This window comes from Bombella sp. ESL0385 (genome assembly GCF_009725755.1).
In the GTDB taxonomy this organism is placed as follows: domain Bacteria; phylum Pseudomonadota; class Alphaproteobacteria; order Acetobacterales; family Acetobacteraceae; genus Bombella; species Bombella pollinis.
Map to the genome: position 1 here is coordinate 473149 of NZ_WNIJ01000001.1, position 15526 is coordinate 488674.

The window sequence follows — 15526 nt, forward strand, 5'->3', positions numbered from 1 at the left end:
CGGCGAGAGGGAATCTAATGCTCATTGCCCGCCATGGGGTCTCGTAAGGCCCCAGCGGGGAGGGCCGTATCATCTAGTTGGTCTTCAAAACTGGCTTGTAAGATGTTCTGCCATTGTGGGAGCCATTTTTTCATTCGTGCGACAAAATGGGCTGATACAGGGTGGGAGGGCAACGCATCCTTCAACCAAGCGGGCGGTGGAGCAAGGAGTTGATGTGTTTGTGGGTTTAAGGGCGGGATGAGGAAATCTATCGTGCCGACTTGGGCCCTGCCGTCATTTGTTGCTTCGATATGCCGCCATTGCGCCGTCACAAAGAGGGGCGGAATTGGAAAACCCATGACGTTAAGCCGTGCAATCGCCTCGTTGGTGAAAGGGCTGTCGCTGGGTGTGGGGCCGTGCAAAGTGATGAGACGCAGGGCGGCGCAATCCTCTACGGCTTGTGCTGTGGTGAGTGTGTTATTGAGGTAGTTGCGGTCATCATGACACACATCAGTCTCCGCCATAACTTGCTCTAGCGGGATGGGTTGCTCGGTTGCTTGGGCGATGAGGATCCCCGTCACTGCCCCTAGCTCTGTGCGGATTAAAGCGAGAAAGGAATAAGGGGAATTATCGGTGATTTGGGCAGCTAGAACAGGATGCCATGCCCCATGGGGGAGTAAAAGTGTGTGATTACCGAGTGTAATATGGCCTGTGATAGTTTCTGCTAAGTCAGGATATTGTAGATGAACAGGCATAGGGTGGGATGCGGCTGACCCGGAGTTAGAGGCTTGCGGTCTCAAGGCGGTGTTATGTGTGTTGTTGGGCTGAGATGCTGTCTCTAGGGCATGGTTGGGCAGCCATGGGGCGAGCTTTGTAAGGGTATGAGTGGGGAAGAAAACAGCCAAAGCGATGCTAATACCGCATAAGCATACACAAAGCCGCCATAGGGGAGCATGACGCCATAGGGCAGAAAAAGCAGAGCAAAAGCGGGTCATAAACGAGCCTTGTTCATACGGGTTTGCGGGCCGTTGCTGGGGTGGATGCTTAAAGCCCCTGTTGGGCTGGAGAGGAGATGAATATGGGTGTAATTTTGTTGCTGAGCGGTGATGAGGGCATCGCTTAACATATCTTCGATAAGGCGGCGGACGCCATGGGCATTGGTTATCTCTTGGGCATTATAGTGCTTTTGTAAGGGCTGGCTGAAAAGGGATGGGTCAATCCCGCCCGCTTCCACCGTGAGGCCATAATTGCGGATGAGCCTTTCGGCCTCCAAGGCGGCAATGCGTGTAAGGCTGGCGCGTGTAAGGGGGTGGAAGGTGAAGCTACGGTCCACATGCCCGAGTAGGAGTGGGGGAATTACCTGCTCTGTGGGTGTGGGAGAGGGATTTGCAGGCTCCAACGCGCTATGAAGCGAGGTTGTGAGGATAAAGATAGATTGTGTTGTCGGGATATGTTTGCCCGTGATGGGGTCAGGGATGTATCCATCCATCCATGCTGAGATAAGAGCATTGCCGATTTCCGGAGGGGTATATTCGACCCCATTGAGGAGGATGAGGGCATCGGGTTGTGCCCTGAGGGTGGTGGCGAGGTCATTTAAAAAAGTCAGCCCATAAGTGGGGGGCTGTGCGATGGGAGGCTCTGCCCCCGTGGGGGTGAGTTTTTGCATATCAAACGGCACGAGGGGGCGCGCTGTTTGGAGAGCAAGTTGGCGGGCAAGATGTGTTTTGCCTGTACTGGGCGGGCCACTAAACAGAAAAACGCCGACAGGTTGTGTTCTATTATGGAGGCTAAGACGCCGGCGTAATTGCTGGCTAATCTCCTCACAAATATCATCATGGCCAATGACGCGCGTTTGCAGCGTTGTTGCGAGTTCCTCTGCATTAAAGCTAGAATCTTGCTGCAAGCGGATGGCGGTTTTCTCATAGGCTTTGGTATTGATTAAATACCCAAGGAGAAGGGTTAGCGGTGTTTTGCGATGGAATAGGCCATGCTGGGCTAACCGCTCGACAGACAGATAATAGAGTATCCCCCCTAAAGAGAGGGCCAAGGTAATGCAGGCTAGAGGGCTATAAAAGGGGCGGCCATGGTCGAGTATTTTATAGCCTGTATGGATAATGGCTAAGGGTGCGGTGTGGAATAGAAGGCCAAGCTGTATGAGAGCCAGTAGCAGGAAAAGGGCCATCATAAGCGGCATCATGCGCGAAAGCCAAAGGAGGAGAGATTTCATCATATGCTTATATCGCTCACGCTTATTCTTTAAGGCCAAGTATATTCCTACAGCCTATGGTTTTATGGGAAGCGTGAGAAAGAGGAAAGGGGGGAGGAGGGTATGAGAAAAGCTTGCATCACTTGTGGCTCTGTCGTATCTAGAGAGATGTTATCACTTTCCGTTCTTTTGGGGGGTGGCCCGGTTGGGCCGCCTTTTTTGTTTTGGATCATTTTTCCACATCGCCGGAGATTGCCGGCCAAGCAGCCCCATCATATGAGGGGGAATCCACGCACGGGATTCGCCGTCTTAGTGGGTTAGAGGCGCGTATTGCCGAACGTATCGCCCCGACTTTGCTGGATATGGGCTATGAGCTCGTGCGGCTTTCCGTCCTAGGGCATGAGACGCCAACCGTGCAGGTTATGGCTGATCGTGCTGATGGTTCGCTCATCAGCGTTGATGATTGTGAGCAAATCAGCCATGCAGTTGGTGCGGTGCTGGATGTGGATGACCCCATACCGGGGGCATGGATGTTAGAGGTCTCCTCCGCAGGGATAGACCGCCCACTCACCCGTGCGAAGGATTGGGAGCGTTTTGCTGGTCATCTTGCTAAGGTGGAGCTTGATACCCCGATAGAGGGGCGGAAGCGTTTTGCGGGTATTGTGCTTGGCATGCAAGATGAGTGTGGTTTGCTCCGTCTTGATGATGGGCAGGATGTTGCCTTGCCGTTAGACGATATGCGTAAAGCACGCCTCGTTTTGACCGATGAGTTAATTGAGGCAAGTGCCGCACTTGCTGGTATAGTGCCGGAAGATGAGGCGGGCAGTAAGCCCCGCCGCGCACCGAAGTTGAAACCCAAAAAGCCGGGGAGAAAGAGCTGATGACCCGTCTTATGCTGGCTGGAGGTCCGACCTGATGGACACATCTGTTACCCGTCCCGAATTGCTGTTAGTTGCTGATGCTGTCTCGCGAGAGAAGAATATCGATCGTGAGCAAGTGCTAGAGGCTATGGAGCAAGCCATCCAAAAGGCTGGCCGTGCGAAATATGGGCATGAGAAAGATATTCGTGCCACGATCGACCGTAAAAGCGGTGAGGTGCGCCTAAGCCGATGGACGGAAGTTGTTGAGACGGTCGAGAATGAAGATGCGCAAATCCCCTTGCGGATTGCTCAAAAGATTAAGCCGGAAATCCAGGTAGGGGAGTTTATTGTTGACCCACTCCCGCCGATTGATTTTGGGCGTATTGCTGCGCAGACAGCCAAGCAGGTTATTGTTCAGCGTGTGCGGGAATATGAGCGCAAACGCCAATATGATGAGTTTAAAGACCGCGTTGGCGAGGTTGTTAACGGGACGGTTAAGCAGACAGAATATGGGAATCTGATGGTCGAGCTTGGCGGTCATGCGGAAGGGCTTTTGCGCCGGGATGAGCTGATTCAGCGCGAATCTTTTCATAATTCCGACCGGATTCGCGCTTATATTTATGATGTGCGCGATGAGCCACGCGGGCCACAGATTTTCCTCTCTCGGACGCATCCGGGTTTCTTAGCAAAGCTTTTTGCTCAGGAAGTGCCGGAGATTTATGACGGGATTATCGAGATTAAAGCCGTAGCGCGTGATCCGGGGTCCCGTGCTAAGATGGCTGTTGAATCACGCGATGCCTCAATTGACCCGGTGGGGGCATGTGTTGGGATGCGTGGCTCGCGCGTGCAGGCCGTTGTGGCGGAATTGCAGGGCGAGAAGATTGACATCATCCCTTGGAGCGCACAGGCAGCGACATTTGTTGTGAATGCTCTTGCCCCTGCGGAAGTAACCAAGGTGGTGATGGATGAAGATGCTGGGCGCGTAGAGGTTGTCGTGCCGGATGAGCAGCTCTCTCTCGCTATTGGGCGGCGTGGGCAGAATGTGCGTCTGGCTAGCCAGTTGACCCGGTGGGATATCGACATCCTTACAGAGGCTGAAGAATCGGAGCGCAGGCAAGAGGAGTTCCGTAAGCGCAGCAGCCAGTTTGTTGATGAGCTTGATGTAGATGATGTGATTGCTGGCTTGTTGGTGACGGAGGGTTATCATTCGGTTGAGGACCTCGCCTATGCTGACCCTGCGGAGCTTCATGATATTGAAGGCTTTGATGAATCGGTCGCTGAGGAGCTGATGGCGCGTGCGAATGATTATCTTGCAGGGCGCGAGCGTGCCTTGGATGAACGCCGCCGTGAGCTTGGTGTTACAGATGATCTCGTTGCGCTGAATGTATTCTCCCTTCAGGTCCTTGTGGAGCTGGGGGAGAAAGGCATCAAAACATTGGATGATCTTGCCGACCTCGCTGCTGATGAGTTGATCGAACTTCTAGGTGGTGATGAGCCGCTGGAGGAAGCCGAGGCTAACGAGATTATCATGGCAGCGCGTGCGCATTGGTTTGATGATGAAGGGGCTTCTACGCATGAGGCCGGAGACGGAGCCAAGGCTGAAGGAGCGTCCGATCACGGCTGAGGAACATAACTTTGATGATGTTGATGACGGCCCTATTGGGAAGGGGCGGCGTGCCCCTTCCCAGCGGCGTTGTCTAGTAACGCGCACCCATGATGAGCCGCAACATATGGTACGGTTTGTCATCGGGCCGGAGGGGCAAATCGTAGCGGACCTCGCTGCGCGCTTGCCGGGGCGGGGGATGTGGCTGCGTGCAGAGCGTGCCGTGTTGGAGGACCCGCAATTACCGCGTTTTTTTGCGCGGGCGGCTCGGCAAAAGGTGGACGTGCCCGCATCTCTTATAGAATCTGTAAGGGATGGTTTGGCAAAGCGTCTTCTGGATGGTATCAGTCTGGGGCGACGTGCTGGTGAATCGGTGTGTGGATTTCAGAAATGCCGGGAACGTATAGTCGCCGGTAGAGTCGGGGTAGTTATTTGTGCAGCAGGTGCGAGTCAGGATGAGGTGGCCCGTCTGCTTTCAGGGCATCGGGAGCTTCCGGTGGTCTGGGTGCCGGGCCATGTTTTGGCAGCGTCATTTGGGCGGGAGCGTGCCGTTTATGCGGTGATGTCCCCCGGTGCGCTGGCGGAGCGGGTGAAGGCGGAATATAAGAGATTTGCGGGGGTGGCAGAATGTACACCTCCCGGCCCTGAGATAGGGCAGTAAGGGACAGGCAGAGACTATGAGCGACGGCAACGAGCGCAACCAGAATGACACTCCAAAAGGGGCAACCCCTAAAGAAGGGCAGAGCAAGAGCTCTGGTCGCCTTTCCCTGCGTCCTGCGGGCCGTAAGGAAGTTGGGCGGACGGTAGAGGCAGGCTCTGTTAGGCAGAGTTTTAGCCATGGACGCTCTAAGGAGGTCCGTGTTGAGGTGCGTAAGCCTAAACGCAGTAATGCCAGTGGCGGGCGTGGTGGCCGCGGCGCGACTGGTGTGCGGGGCCTGACAGCCTCCGAGCAAGAGAAGCGGCAGCGCGTTCTAGCTGAAGCAGCGGCACGGCGTGAGGCGGAAGAAGAAGCTCGTCGCGAAGCAGAGAAGATTCGTATTCGCTCCGCTGCTGAGGAAGAAGCTCGTAAGAAAGCTGAGGCCGAAAGCCAACGCGCTGCAGCGGAGCAAGAAGCACGGGCGCGTGCGGAAGAAGAAAAAGCACGCAAGGCCGAGGCGGCTGCACGGCGTAAGGAAGCGGCGGAGCAAGTTCCCCCTCCTTTAACAAGCTCTACAGCGGGTGGCGTTCAACTAGCAGAGCCGACGAAGCGGCTGCGGCCTTTGGCAGAGCGTGCCATTATGCCGAGTCGTCCGGTGAATACTCCGGCGGCGTCTTCGCGGTCTGCGGCGGCCCGGCCGAGTGGTAATGAGACATTGCATCTGCGTGGTCGGGCCGCTGCGGCGGCAGCTGGGGACGATGAGGCTGCTACGCCTTCACGTCGCGGTGGCGGCGGGGGTGGTGCGCGGCGTTCGACCACGCAATCCCGTCGTTCTTCTTCACCGCGTCGTGGTGGGGCAGGGCAGGATCGTCGCTCTGGTCGGATTGATGTGCGGGCTGCCATTGAGGGTGATGATGGTAAGACACGTTCTCTGGCCTCTGTTCGCCGTCAGCGGGACCGGGAACGGCGGCAGGCGGAGTTGGAGCGTTTGCGCTCTGACCAAGTGCGTGTTGTGCGCGATGTGACGGTGCCGGAGACTATCACAGTAGGTGAGCTAGCAAACCGTATGGCTGCTCGTCAGGGTGAAGTTATCAAGACGCTTATGAAGATGGGCGTGATGGCTACTGCGGCTCAGAGCATTGATGGTGATACCGCTGAGCTTGTTGTGAGTGAGTTCGGGCATCGCATTAAGCGTGTGGCTGATAGCGATGTTGAGCTTGGCATTGAGGGCATTGAGGATAAACCAGAGGACATGAAGCCGCGTCCGCCGGTTGTGACGGTGATGGGCCATGTTGACCATGGGAAGACCTCCTTGCTGGATGCGTTGCGGACCACGGATGTGGCTCATGGTGAGGCTGGGGGGATTACTCAGCATATCGGGGCGTATCAGGTAACGGTGCCTTCTGGGCAGAAGGTGACCTTCATCGACACGCCGGGCCATGAAGCCTTTACCTCCATGCGGGCGCGTGGTGCCTCTGTGACGGATATTGTGGTGTTGGTTGTAGCCGCGGATGATGGCGTGATGCCGCAGACGATTGAGGCTATCAAGCATGCCAAGGCTGCTAATGCGCCGATTATTGTGGCGATTAACAAGATTGATAAGCCTGGTGCGAATCCAGACCGTGTGCGGACTGAGCTGCTAAACCACGAGATTGTGCTTGAGAGCATGAGCGGTGATACGCAGGAGGTTGAGGTTTCTGCGCTTAAGCGGGAGGGGTTGGATAAACTCTTAGAGGCTATCCTTCTGCAAGCTGAGATTTTGGACCTGAAGGCGAACCCGAATCGCATTGCAGAGGGTGCCGTGATTGAGAGCCGTTTGGACCGTGGTCGTGGCTCTGTTGCGACTGTTCTCGTGCAGAAGGGGACGCTCAACCGGACGGATATTGTGGTTGCCGGTGCGCATTGGGGCCGTGTTCGTGCCTTGTTGGATGACCACGGCAAGCAGATTAAAAAGGCTGGTCCGTCTGTCCCTGTAGAGATTTTGGGGATGAGCGGTGTGCCTGATGCCGGGGCACCTTTTGTTGTTGTCGATAGTGAGAATCGGGCGCGTGAGATTAGCGCGTTCCGCCAGCGTAAGGCGCAAGAGAAGGTTGCGGCGATGCAGGTGGCAGCGCGTGGCACGCTGGACCAGATGTTGGCGCGGATTCAAGCAGGCGAGCAGAAGGAAGTGGCTTTGGTCGTCAAAGCCGATGTGCAAGGCTCTGCTGAGGCGATTCAAGCAACGGTCGAGAAGTTGTCTCATGAGGAAGTGGCTGTGCGTGTGCTGAATGCCACTGTGGGGCAAATCACCGAGAGTGACGTGCAGCTTGCTAAAGCCTCCAATGCTGTGATTATTGCCTTCAATGTGCGTGCTACAGTGCAGGCGCGTGAGCTGGCCCAGCGTGATGGTGTGGATATTCGCTATTACTCCATCATTTATCAGGTGGCTGATGATGTGGAGACGCTGGTTAAAGGCCGCATCGCGCCGAAACATCGTGAGAAGTTCCTTGGTTATGCGGAGATTCGTCAGGTCTTTAATATTACCAAGGTGGGTAAGGTCGCTGGTTGTTATGTGACGGAAGGTGTTGTCAAGCGCGGCTGTGGCGTGCGGCTGTTGCGCGACAATGTGGTCATCCATGAGGGTGAGCTAAGCCAGCTGAAACGCTTTAAGGATGATGTCCGCGAAGTGGCTCATAACTATGAGTGTGGTCTTTCCTTCGCAGGGTATAATGACCTGCGCGAGGGTGATGTTGTGGAATGTTTTGAGATGGAAGAGATTCCCGCTTGAAGAAACGATCATCCTTTGATTTGTTAACCCCGGCAGGTGAAAATCCTGTCGGGCCGAGTACGCGCCAACTTCGCGTTGCGGAGGAGGTGCGACATGTCTTGGCGGATGTGTTCGCGCGGACGGAGTTCCGGGACCCGGAGCTTTACGGCGTTACCATCACGGTGACGGAAGTGCGTGTCTCGCCGGATTTTCGTCATGCAACGGTGTTTGTAACCCGGTTGGGGCGTGATGATGTCGAGGCTGTTTTGCCTGCGTTAAAACGTGTCGCGCCCTTTTTGCGTAAGCGTCTTGCCACTGCGTTGCGGTTGCGGACTGTGCCGGAACTGCATTTTCAGCCTGATATATCGTTAGAGCATGCTATGGAGGTGGAAACGATTCTGCGTTCTCCAGAGGTTCAGCGTGATTTAAAGGCTGGGGGCCGTGGTTCGTCTAATTCTGATGATGCAGAATAAGGCGCGTTATGGCGCGTAAGACAGGGCGCGATATACATGGCTGGTTGATTCTTGATAAGCCATTAGGGCCGAGCTCTACAGCGATGGTAAGCCGGGTGTTACGCCTTTTTGATGGGCGTAAAGCCGGGCATGGGGGGACGCTGGACCCGTTGGCTTCTGGCGTTTTGCCTATTGCTTTTGGTAAGGCCACGAGCACGATTCCTTATATTATGGATGCGACAAAGCGGTATCGCTTTACGTTATCTTTTGGGGAAAGCCGTACAACGGATGACCGTGAGGGCGAGGTCCTTGCGCGCTCTGATAAACGGCCATCTGATGAGGAGATACGGGCTGTTCTTCCTGCATTATGTGGGGATGTGATGCAGGTGCCGCCTGTGTTTTCTGCCCTGCGTGTGGGGGGGCAACGTGCTTACGACCTAGCCCGTGCAGGTCGCCCACCAGATTTGCCGCCTCGCCCAGCGCGGATCGATTCGATTACGCTGATTGAGCGGCCAGATGCGGATACAGCTGTGTTCGAGGTGCAGTCGGGCAAGGGTGTTTATATGCGCTCTTTAGCACGGGATATTGCTCTAGCTTGTGGCACGGTAGGGCATATCTCGGTCTTGCGGCGGACGAAATGTGGGCCGTTTGATCTCTCTCATGCTTATGAGATTGAGCAGTTAGCACTAGACAAATCGGCCAAAACTAGAGACAAGGCATATGCCCTTCCGGTTCCTTTGCTGGATGCGGCGACCGCGCTGGTCGACATCCCGGCGTTGGCCGTTACAGAAGCAGAGGGGAAGGCCCTGATTTGTGGGCAAGCGGTGACGTTGGTTCATCTTGAAGGGGACGTGCCTGCTAATATGGAGGATGTTCCATTGTGGCGGGTTACGGTAGGGGGGCATGTTATCGGGCTGTGCCGGGCGGCTGAAGGGCGGTTACGGGCAGTCAGAATGTTGGAAAACCATTTGTTTTTTGGAGAACACGATGTCGATCACTGCTGAACGCCGCAGCCAGCTTATTGCTGAATATCGCCGTGCTGAGGATGATACAGGCTCCCCGGAAGTGCAGGTTGCCTTGCTGACCGAGCGGATTGTGAATCTTACCGAGCATATGAAGACCCATAAAAAGGACTTCCACTCCCGCCGTGGGTTGTTGATGCTTGTTGGTCGCCGCCGCGCGCTGTTGGATTATCTAAAGCGTAAGAGTGATGAGCGTTATAAGACGCTGATTGAACGTCTCGGCCTGCGCCGCTGAGATTTCATCCATGGCCCGGAGGGGAACTCTCTCCGGGTTTTGGCCTTGCATTATAGCCGCCAGGGAACGTTTTTTCGGCGTTTCAGGCCACATGGTGTCATGGTGCGTTGGTGCATCATCTCCGCCATGCCGTCCGAAACGCTGTTCAAGACTGGGGCGAGCAGGGCTTTTTAGAATTGCTTCCGGAGGAAGACAGAATGTTTGATAATTATTTCCGCAAAGAGATTGAGTGGGCGGGCCGTCCGCTAGTGTTCGAGACGGGGAAGATTGCTCGTCAGGCTGATGGTGCGGTCATGGTTACTTATGGCGATACAGTCGTGTTATGTACCGCTGTAGGGGCTAAGACGGTAAAGCCGGGGCAGGATTTCTTCCCTCTGACAGTGAATTATCAGGAGAAAGCTTACGCCGCGGGGAAGATTCCGGGTGGGTTCTTCAAGCGGGAGGGGCGTCCTTCTGAGAATGAAGTGCTGACATCGCGCTTAATCGATCGTCCGATTCGTCCGCTTTTCCCGGATAATTTCCGTAACGAAGTACAGGTCGTGGCGACTGTTTTAAGCCATGATATGGAGAATGATCCGGCTCTGGTTTCGCTCATCGGTTGTTCTGCGGCATTGACATTGTCGGGTATTCCTTTCTTTGGTCCGGTTGGGGCTGCGCGCATTGGTCGTCTTGATGGCAAATTTGTTGTCAATCCGACCCTGAGCGAGGTGACTGATAGCAGTTTGGACCTCGTTGTAGCAGGGACGGCTGAAGGCGTGTTGATGGTTGAGTCTGAGGCGCAAGAGCTCTCCGAGGAGGAGATGCTTGAGGCCGTCATGCTGGGCCATACGGCCTTCCAACCTGTGATTGACGCGATTATTGACCTTGCCGAGCATGCGGCACGCGCACCGTGGGATTTGCCGGAGATTTCCAAAGAGGAAGTGGCTCTGCGCAAGCGTGTTGATAAGGTAGGTAATAAGCTGATTGCCGAAGCCTATAAGGAGCGCAGCAAGCAAGCGCGTGTGGAGAAGGTCTCTGCGGCGCGTGAGAAGATTGTTGCAACGCTGGAGGAAGAAGGCTTCGACCCCGAGCTTGCTAAACCGATGATTAAGGATTTGGAAGCGCAGGTGGTGCGTGGTGCCATCTTAAAGACCGGCATCCGTATTGATGGTCGCGATACAAAGACAGTGCGTCCTATCATGGCGGAAGTTGGTGTGCTGCCGCGCTCTCATGGGTCGGCTCTCTTTACCCGTGGGGAGACGCAGGCTCTTGTTGTGGCGACCTTGGGCACGGGCCAAGATGAGCAGGTGATTGATGCGTTGGAGGGGGAATATCGCTCCCGTTTTATGCTGCATTACAACTTCCCGCCTTTCTCCGTTGGGGAATGTGGTCGTATGGGTTCACCGGGGCGGCGCGAGATTGGCCATGGTAAGTTGGCATGGCGTGCGATTAATCCGCTTCTTCCTTCTAAGGAGGAGTTCCCTTATACATTGCGTGTTGTCTCTGAAATTACAGAGAGTAACGGCTCCTCCTCCATGGCGACTGTGTGCGGGACCTCTCTCTCCCTGATGGATGCGGGTGTGCCGATGCCGCGCCCTGTGGCAGGGATTGCGATGGGTCTGATTAAAGAAGAGCGCGGCCATGCTGTGCTGACGGACATTTTGGGTGATGAGGATCATCTTGGGGATATGGACTTCAAGGTGGCAGGGACGTCTGAGGGTGTGACAGCCTTGCAGATGGACATCAAGATTACCTCCATTACGCCAGAGATTATGAAGGTTGCCTTGGAGCAGGCGCGGGAAGGGCGATTGCATATTCTCGGCGAAATGAGCAAGGCTCTGGCTGAAGGCCGGACAGATGTTGCCGGTAATGCGCCGAAAATTACCACGATGACGGTGCCTGTGGCGAAGATTCGCGATGTAATCGGCTCGGGTGGAAAAGTTATTCGCGAGATTGTTGAATATTCCGGTGCGAAGGTCGATATCGGGGATGATGGCGTCATTAAGATCGCCGCTGCCAATGATGAGCAGGCGCAAAAAGCCATTAGCCGGATTGAGGGCATTGTAGCAGAGCCAGAAATTGGCCGGATTTATGACGGTAAAGTTGTTAAGACGGCTGATTTTGGCGCGTTTGTTAACTTCCTTGGTCCTAAAGATGGTTTAGTACATATTTCTGAGCTTGCTGAGGGGCGCGTAGGGCGGACGACGGATGTCGTCAAGCAAGGTGATGCTGTTAAGGTCAAGGTGATTGGCTTTGATGACCGTGGTAAGGTAAAGCTCTCCATGCGGGTTGTGGACCAAGAGACTGGTGAGGATATTACCGAGACTGTCGGTGCTAAGCCGGGTCGTCCACGCCGTGATGCGGAGTGAGTTTTGTGTGGGAGGGGGTGTGCCCCCTCTCGTGGTTTTTTTGTGGTTGCATAGCGGGGACGTCTGACCTCTATGAAGTCGATCAATGCCGTCCGTTTTGGTGGTCAGGAGGTTTTGCCTCTGATTGAAGGGGGCAAGGGTGTTTCTGTCTCCAATGGTATTTCTGCCGGTTACTGGGCTGCGGCGGGAGGAGTCGGGACGATTTCTGCCGTTAATGCTGATAGTTATGATGAGCAGGGGCGTCCCGTTCCGCAGCTTTACCATGGCAAGACGCGCCGCGAACGGCAGGGCGAGTTGGTGCGCTATGCTATTGAGGGCGGCATTGCTCAAGCAAAGATAGCGCACGATATCTCTGGCGGTCGTGGTCGTATCCATGCCAATTTCTTGTGGGAGATGGGCGCGGCAGAGGATGTTATTACGGGGATTTTGGAGGGGGCACCGGGGCTGATTCATGGTCTGACATGCGGTGCGGGGATGCCCTATCGCCTCTCGGAGATTGCTGCGCGTTTTGGGGTGCCTTATTACCCGATTGTATCTTCCGGTCGGGCATTTAGTGCACTTTGGAAACGCTCTTATGTCCGTTCAGCGGAGCTGCTTGGTGGGGTCGTGTATGAGGACCCATGGCGGGCTGGGGGGCATAATGGCCTCTCCAATACTGAGAACCCTCTCGCCCCGGAGGAGCCTTATCATCGTGTGGTTGCTCTACGGAAGGTCTTGAATGGCTTTGGCCTACAGCATGTGCCCATTATCATGGCAGGTGGTGTGTGGCATCTGGAAGAGTGGAATGATTGGCTTGATAACCCAGAGATTGGCCTGATCGCCTTCCAGTTTGGGACGCGCCCACTTTTAACAAAAGAAAGTCCCATCCCAGAGGCATGGAAGCAGCTGCTCCTTACGCTAAAGGAGGGGGATGTTTACCTAAATCGCTTCTCGCCAACGGGTTTTTATTCTTCTGCGGTGCAGAACAGCTTTTTGCGTGGTTTGCGGGAACGGTCTGAGCGTCAGGTTGCATTTAAGAGCGCAGCAGAAGGCGTGTTTGATACGCCTGTTTGTTTAGGTGGGCGGGGCCGTGAGGTTTTTGTCCAAGCTGAGGATGTAGAGCGCATCGCACGATGGAAAGAGGCGGGTTATACCCAGCCGATGCGTACACCTGATGATACGGTGGTGTTTGAGACTTTAGAGACAGCGCGGCAGGTTTTGGCTGACCAAGCGGCCTGTATGGGGTGCCTCTCGCAATGTCGCTTCTCAAATTGGAGCCAGAAAGGCCCCGCCTTTAATACGGGGCAGCGGGCGGATCCGCGTTCTTTCTGCATCCAAAAGACCTTGCAGGAGATTTCTCATATTCAGGATGTGCCTTTGGAAGAACAACGGCAGATTGTGGATCATAATCTCGTTTTTGGTGGGACGAATGCGTGGCGTTTTGCGACAGACCCATTCTATGCCAATGGGCATATCCCGACAGTGAAGGAGCTGGTCGAGCGGATTATGACAGGCCGGTAAAAGCCCGTCATATCCTTTGAGGCCGCCTCTTAGGGGAAGAGACGTTGGGTTGTCCAGTCTTTCCCATCTGGGCTGCGGGTAAAGAGAACGCGGTCATGTAAGCGGAAGGGTTTATCCATCCAGAACTCAATAGTGGAGGGGCGGACGCGATAGCCATTCCAATAAGGGGGGCGGGGGATGCTCCCAATAGCGAAATGGGCGGCCTCTTTTGTCACCACCTGCCAGAGGGCTTTGCGGCTCTCAATAGGGCGGGATTGCTGGCTAGCCCATGCGCCAATGCGGCTTGCACGCGGGCGGGATTGGAAATAGACGTCCGCCTCTGCTGCTGGTAAGAGCGAGACCGTCCCTCGGATGCGCACTTGCCGCCGCAGGGACTTCCAGTGGAAAAGTAGAGCGGCCTGCATATTATGGTCTAACTCGCGCCCTTTGGCGGATTCGCTATTGGTGTAAAAGACGAAGCCTTCATCATCAAAGCCTTTGAGCAACACCATACGCGCATCGGGCAGGCCGGTGGCATCAACCGTGGCGAGGGCCATGGCGTTAGGGTCGTTAGGTTCTTTTGCCTCGGCTAAGTTCATCCAATCCTGAAAGAGAAGGAAGGGATTTTCACCGCTGATAGTGTGATTATCCTCTTCAAAAGCGGTCTCAATTTCATGATGAGGGGGGATGCGTGGGGCGTCCGTCATGGGGGTATCCTTGGCATAGTGATAAGGGGGTGAGATAATCATGAAAGCGCGACGCTTGGATGTCCAGCTTTATGGAGGGTGTGTGTGATGGAGAGTTTTCGGTTTATTTTCATGCTCACAAAGGATGACCGCACGGTAGAGCATGCTCTCACTGTGGTGGAGACGGCGTTGCGCCTGGGGATAAAAGACATCGGCTTTAAAGATATTGGTTTACCTATCCCCGCCTTGCAGCGTTTGGCTGAGGTTATTCGCTCTGCTGGGGCGCGTGTGTATTTGGAGGTTGTCTCGCCTGATCGTCAGCGAGAATTGGACTCGGTGAAGGCGGGGTTAGCGTTAGGGGTGGATTGTCTGATGGGCGGGACGCATGTGCCTGATGTTCTGCCCCTGCTAGAGGGGCATAATGTCGCCTATTATCCCTTTGCGGGGCATGTGGTGGGGCATCCTAGCGTGTTGAAAGGCACACCGGAGGAGATTGCCCGTAATGCGGCTGAATGGGCGGCTCATTCCGCTGTGGCAGGGCTGGACCTGCTCGCTTACCGCAATGATGGGGATGTGCCAGAGGTCATCCGGGCGAGTTGTGCTGCGGTGGAAAAACCAGTGATTGTTGCAGGGTCCATCAGCACGCCGGAGCAAATTGAGGTGGTACGGCGTGCTGGGGCAGCGGGGTTTACTGTGGGGACAGCGGTTTTTGAGGGCGTCTTCCCGGCCAAGAGTGCGCAGTTAGAGGACCAATTACGCGCCGTTATGGCCTGTTGTGAGACAGTAGCGGCATTAAAGTAATCCCAGCTCCGAGAGGCGGTTGCGTAAGGCGATAGGGAGGGAGCTGACCCCGTCATCCGCCACGCCTGTTGCAGTGTGGTTGAGGTCAGGCGGGGCGTCCTCTGCTTTGAAGTAACGCCAGCCTTGGAAGGGGCGCATCGGGCGTGGTTGGGTAGGGATGACCTCATCAGAGACGAGGATGAGCGTGCCTTGGTGACCATCATCACGCGTGTAGGTATCAAAGCCAATAATGGGTTGTCGGCACATAATGAGGCCGTTTATGACGCGATAAATCGATCCTTTCGTTTGGAGAATCTCCTCTGCGCGTTTGGGCATAGTGCGGGTGCGGACATAAGCAATGCCGTTATGACGCTCTATAGCGACCCAGTCTTGCAGCATCTCCGGTGATGTGCAGCCGACAATCAATTTGATGAGATGGAGCGGCGTTGAAGCTTGGTTGGGCATAGCTTTAAAGATAAGGCTGCGCTGCGTG

14 protein-coding genes are annotated in these 15526 nt (G+C 55.2%); 10 read left to right on the forward strand and 4 right to left on the reverse strand.

Annotation, left to right across the window (positions count from 1 at the left end):
• Positions 1-14: 14 nt before the first annotated feature.
• Both GM557_RS02255 and GM557_RS02260 read right to left on the reverse strand, forming a co-directional pair.
• On the reverse strand, positions 15-974 hold the full coding sequence (locus GM557_RS02255; RefSeq protein WP_155572784.1) for a hypothetical protein: 960 nt from the start codon (positions 972-974) through the stop codon (positions 15-17).
• Positions 971-2209: an ATP-dependent Clp protease ATP-binding subunit gene (locus GM557_RS02260; protein WP_155572785.1), complete on the reverse strand. Its 1239-nt coding sequence runs from the start codon at positions 2207-2209 to the stop codon at positions 971-973. The genes GM557_RS02255 and GM557_RS02260 overlap by 4 nt, the downstream gene beginning before the upstream one ends.
• Before the next feature lie 275 nt (positions 2210-2484).
• Here GM557_RS02260 and rimP point away from each other — a divergent pair, with 275 nt between their 5' ends.
• The 9 genes from rimP to GM557_RS02305 all read left to right on the forward strand — a co-directional run bounded on the left by rimP (position 2485) and on the right by GM557_RS02305 (position 13588).
• Positions 2485-3066, forward strand: a complete 582-nt coding sequence (gene rimP / locus GM557_RS02265; protein WP_266137622.1) for a ribosome maturation factor RimP — start codon at positions 2485-2487, stop codon at positions 3064-3066.
• 34 nt (positions 3067-3100) lie between these two features.
• Positions 3101-4669, forward strand: coding sequence for a transcription termination factor NusA (gene nusA / locus GM557_RS02270; protein ID WP_155572787.1), 1569 nt, complete (start codon positions 3101-3103; stop codon positions 4667-4669).
• On the forward strand, positions 4620-5309 hold the full coding sequence (locus GM557_RS02275; protein WP_155572788.1) for a DUF448 domain-containing protein: 690 nt from the start codon (positions 4620-4622) through the stop codon (positions 5307-5309). Before nusA ends, GM557_RS02275 begins: the two co-directional genes overlap by 50 nt.
• A gap of 16 nt (positions 5310-5325) precedes the next feature.
• On the forward strand, positions 5326-8052 hold the full coding sequence (infB, locus tag GM557_RS02280) for a translation initiation factor IF-2 (RefSeq protein ID WP_155572789.1): 2727 nt from the start codon (positions 5326-5328) through the stop codon (positions 8050-8052).
• Entirely contained in the window at positions 8049-8504 is a 456-nt protein-coding gene (gene rbfA / locus GM557_RS02285) for a 30S ribosome-binding factor RbfA (protein ID WP_155572790.1), read from the forward strand. Before infB ends, rbfA begins: the two co-directional genes overlap by 4 nt.
• 8 nt (positions 8505-8512) lie before the next feature.
• Entirely contained in the window at positions 8513-9487 is a 975-nt protein-coding gene (truB, locus tag GM557_RS02290; protein WP_155572791.1) for a tRNA pseudouridine(55) synthase TruB, read from the forward strand.
• Positions 9471-9740 carry a 30S ribosomal protein S15 gene (gene rpsO / locus GM557_RS02295; protein ID WP_155572792.1) on the forward strand — a complete coding sequence of 90 codons (270 nt, stop codon included), beginning with the start codon at positions 9471-9473 and terminating at the stop codon, positions 9738-9740. The genes truB and rpsO overlap by 17 nt, the downstream gene beginning before the upstream one ends.
• A 197-nt stretch (positions 9741-9937) precedes the next feature.
• Positions 9938-12088: a polyribonucleotide nucleotidyltransferase gene (gene pnp, locus GM557_RS02300; protein ID WP_155572793.1), complete on the forward strand. Its 2151-nt coding sequence runs from the start codon at positions 9938-9940 to the stop codon at positions 12086-12088.
• Positions 12089-12160: 72 nt separating this feature from the next.
• Positions 12161-13588, forward strand: a complete 1428-nt coding sequence (locus tag GM557_RS02305; protein WP_155572794.1) for a nitronate monooxygenase family protein — start codon at positions 12161-12163, stop codon at positions 13586-13588.
• Between the two features lie 29 nt (positions 13589-13617).
• Here GM557_RS02305 and pdxH read toward each other — a convergent pair whose 3' ends face one another.
• Complete coding sequence (pdxH, locus tag GM557_RS02310) at positions 13618-14274, reverse strand: pyridoxamine 5'-phosphate oxidase (RefSeq protein ID WP_155572795.1); 657 nt, start codon at positions 14272-14274, stop codon at positions 13618-13620.
• 87 nt (positions 14275-14361) lie between these two features.
• Between pdxH and GM557_RS02315 the strand changes: the two genes are divergently transcribed.
• Entirely contained in the window at positions 14362-15054 is a 693-nt protein-coding gene (locus tag GM557_RS02315) for a 4-hydroxythreonine-4-phosphate dehydrogenase (protein ID WP_155573460.1), read from the forward strand.
• On the opposite strand, the gene GM557_RS02320 is transcribed toward GM557_RS02315, so the two are convergent.
• A complete protein-coding gene (locus tag GM557_RS02320; protein ID WP_099026263.1) occupies positions 15046-15498 on the reverse strand; it encodes a DUF1489 family protein in 453 nt (150 codons plus the stop codon). The genes GM557_RS02315 and GM557_RS02320 overlap by 9 nt on opposite strands.
• Between the last annotated feature and the right edge of the window lie 28 nt (positions 15499-15526).

What these genes read in the sequence shown, in the direction of transcription:
- GM557_RS02255 (WP_155572784.1), bottom strand. Translation starts at nt 974, where the DNA reads ATGACCCGCTTTTGCTCTGCTTTTTCTGCCCTATGGCGTCATGCTCCC.
- GM557_RS02260 (WP_155572785.1), bottom strand. Translation starts at nt 2,209, where the DNA reads ATGATGAAATCTCTCCTCCTTTGGCTTTCGCGCATGATGCCGCTTATG.
- nusA (WP_155572787.1), top strand. Translation starts at nt 3,101, where the DNA reads ATGGACACATCTGTTACCCGTCCCGAATTGCTGTTAGTTGCTGATGCT.
- GM557_RS02275 (WP_155572788.1), top strand. Translation starts at nt 4,620, where the DNA reads ATGAGGCCGGAGACGGAGCCAAGGCTGAAGGAGCGTCCGATCACGGCT.
- infB (WP_155572789.1), top strand. Translation starts at nt 5,326, where the DNA reads ATGAGCGACGGCAACGAGCGCAACCAGAATGACACTCCAAAAGGGGCA.
- truB (WP_155572791.1), top strand. Translation starts at nt 8,513, where the DNA reads ATGGCGCGTAAGACAGGGCGCGATATACATGGCTGGTTGATTCTTGAT.
- rpsO (WP_155572792.1), top strand. Translation starts at nt 9,471, where the DNA reads ATGTCGATCACTGCTGAACGCCGCAGCCAGCTTATTGCTGAATATCGC.
- pnp (WP_155572793.1), top strand. Translation starts at nt 9,938, where the DNA reads ATGTTTGATAATTATTTCCGCAAAGAGATTGAGTGGGCGGGCCGTCCG.
- GM557_RS02305 (WP_155572794.1), top strand. Translation starts at nt 12,161, where the DNA reads ATGAAGTCGATCAATGCCGTCCGTTTTGGTGGTCAGGAGGTTTTGCCT.
- pdxH (WP_155572795.1), bottom strand. Translation starts at nt 14,274, where the DNA reads ATGACGGACGCCCCACGCATCCCCCCTCATCATGAAATTGAGACCGCT.
- GM557_RS02315 (WP_155573460.1), top strand. Translation starts at nt 14,362, where the DNA reads ATGGAGAGTTTTCGGTTTATTTTCATGCTCACAAAGGATGACCGCACG.
- GM557_RS02320 (WP_099026263.1), bottom strand. Translation starts at nt 15,498, where the DNA reads ATGCCCAACCAAGCTTCAACGCCGCTCCATCTCATCAAATTGATTGTC.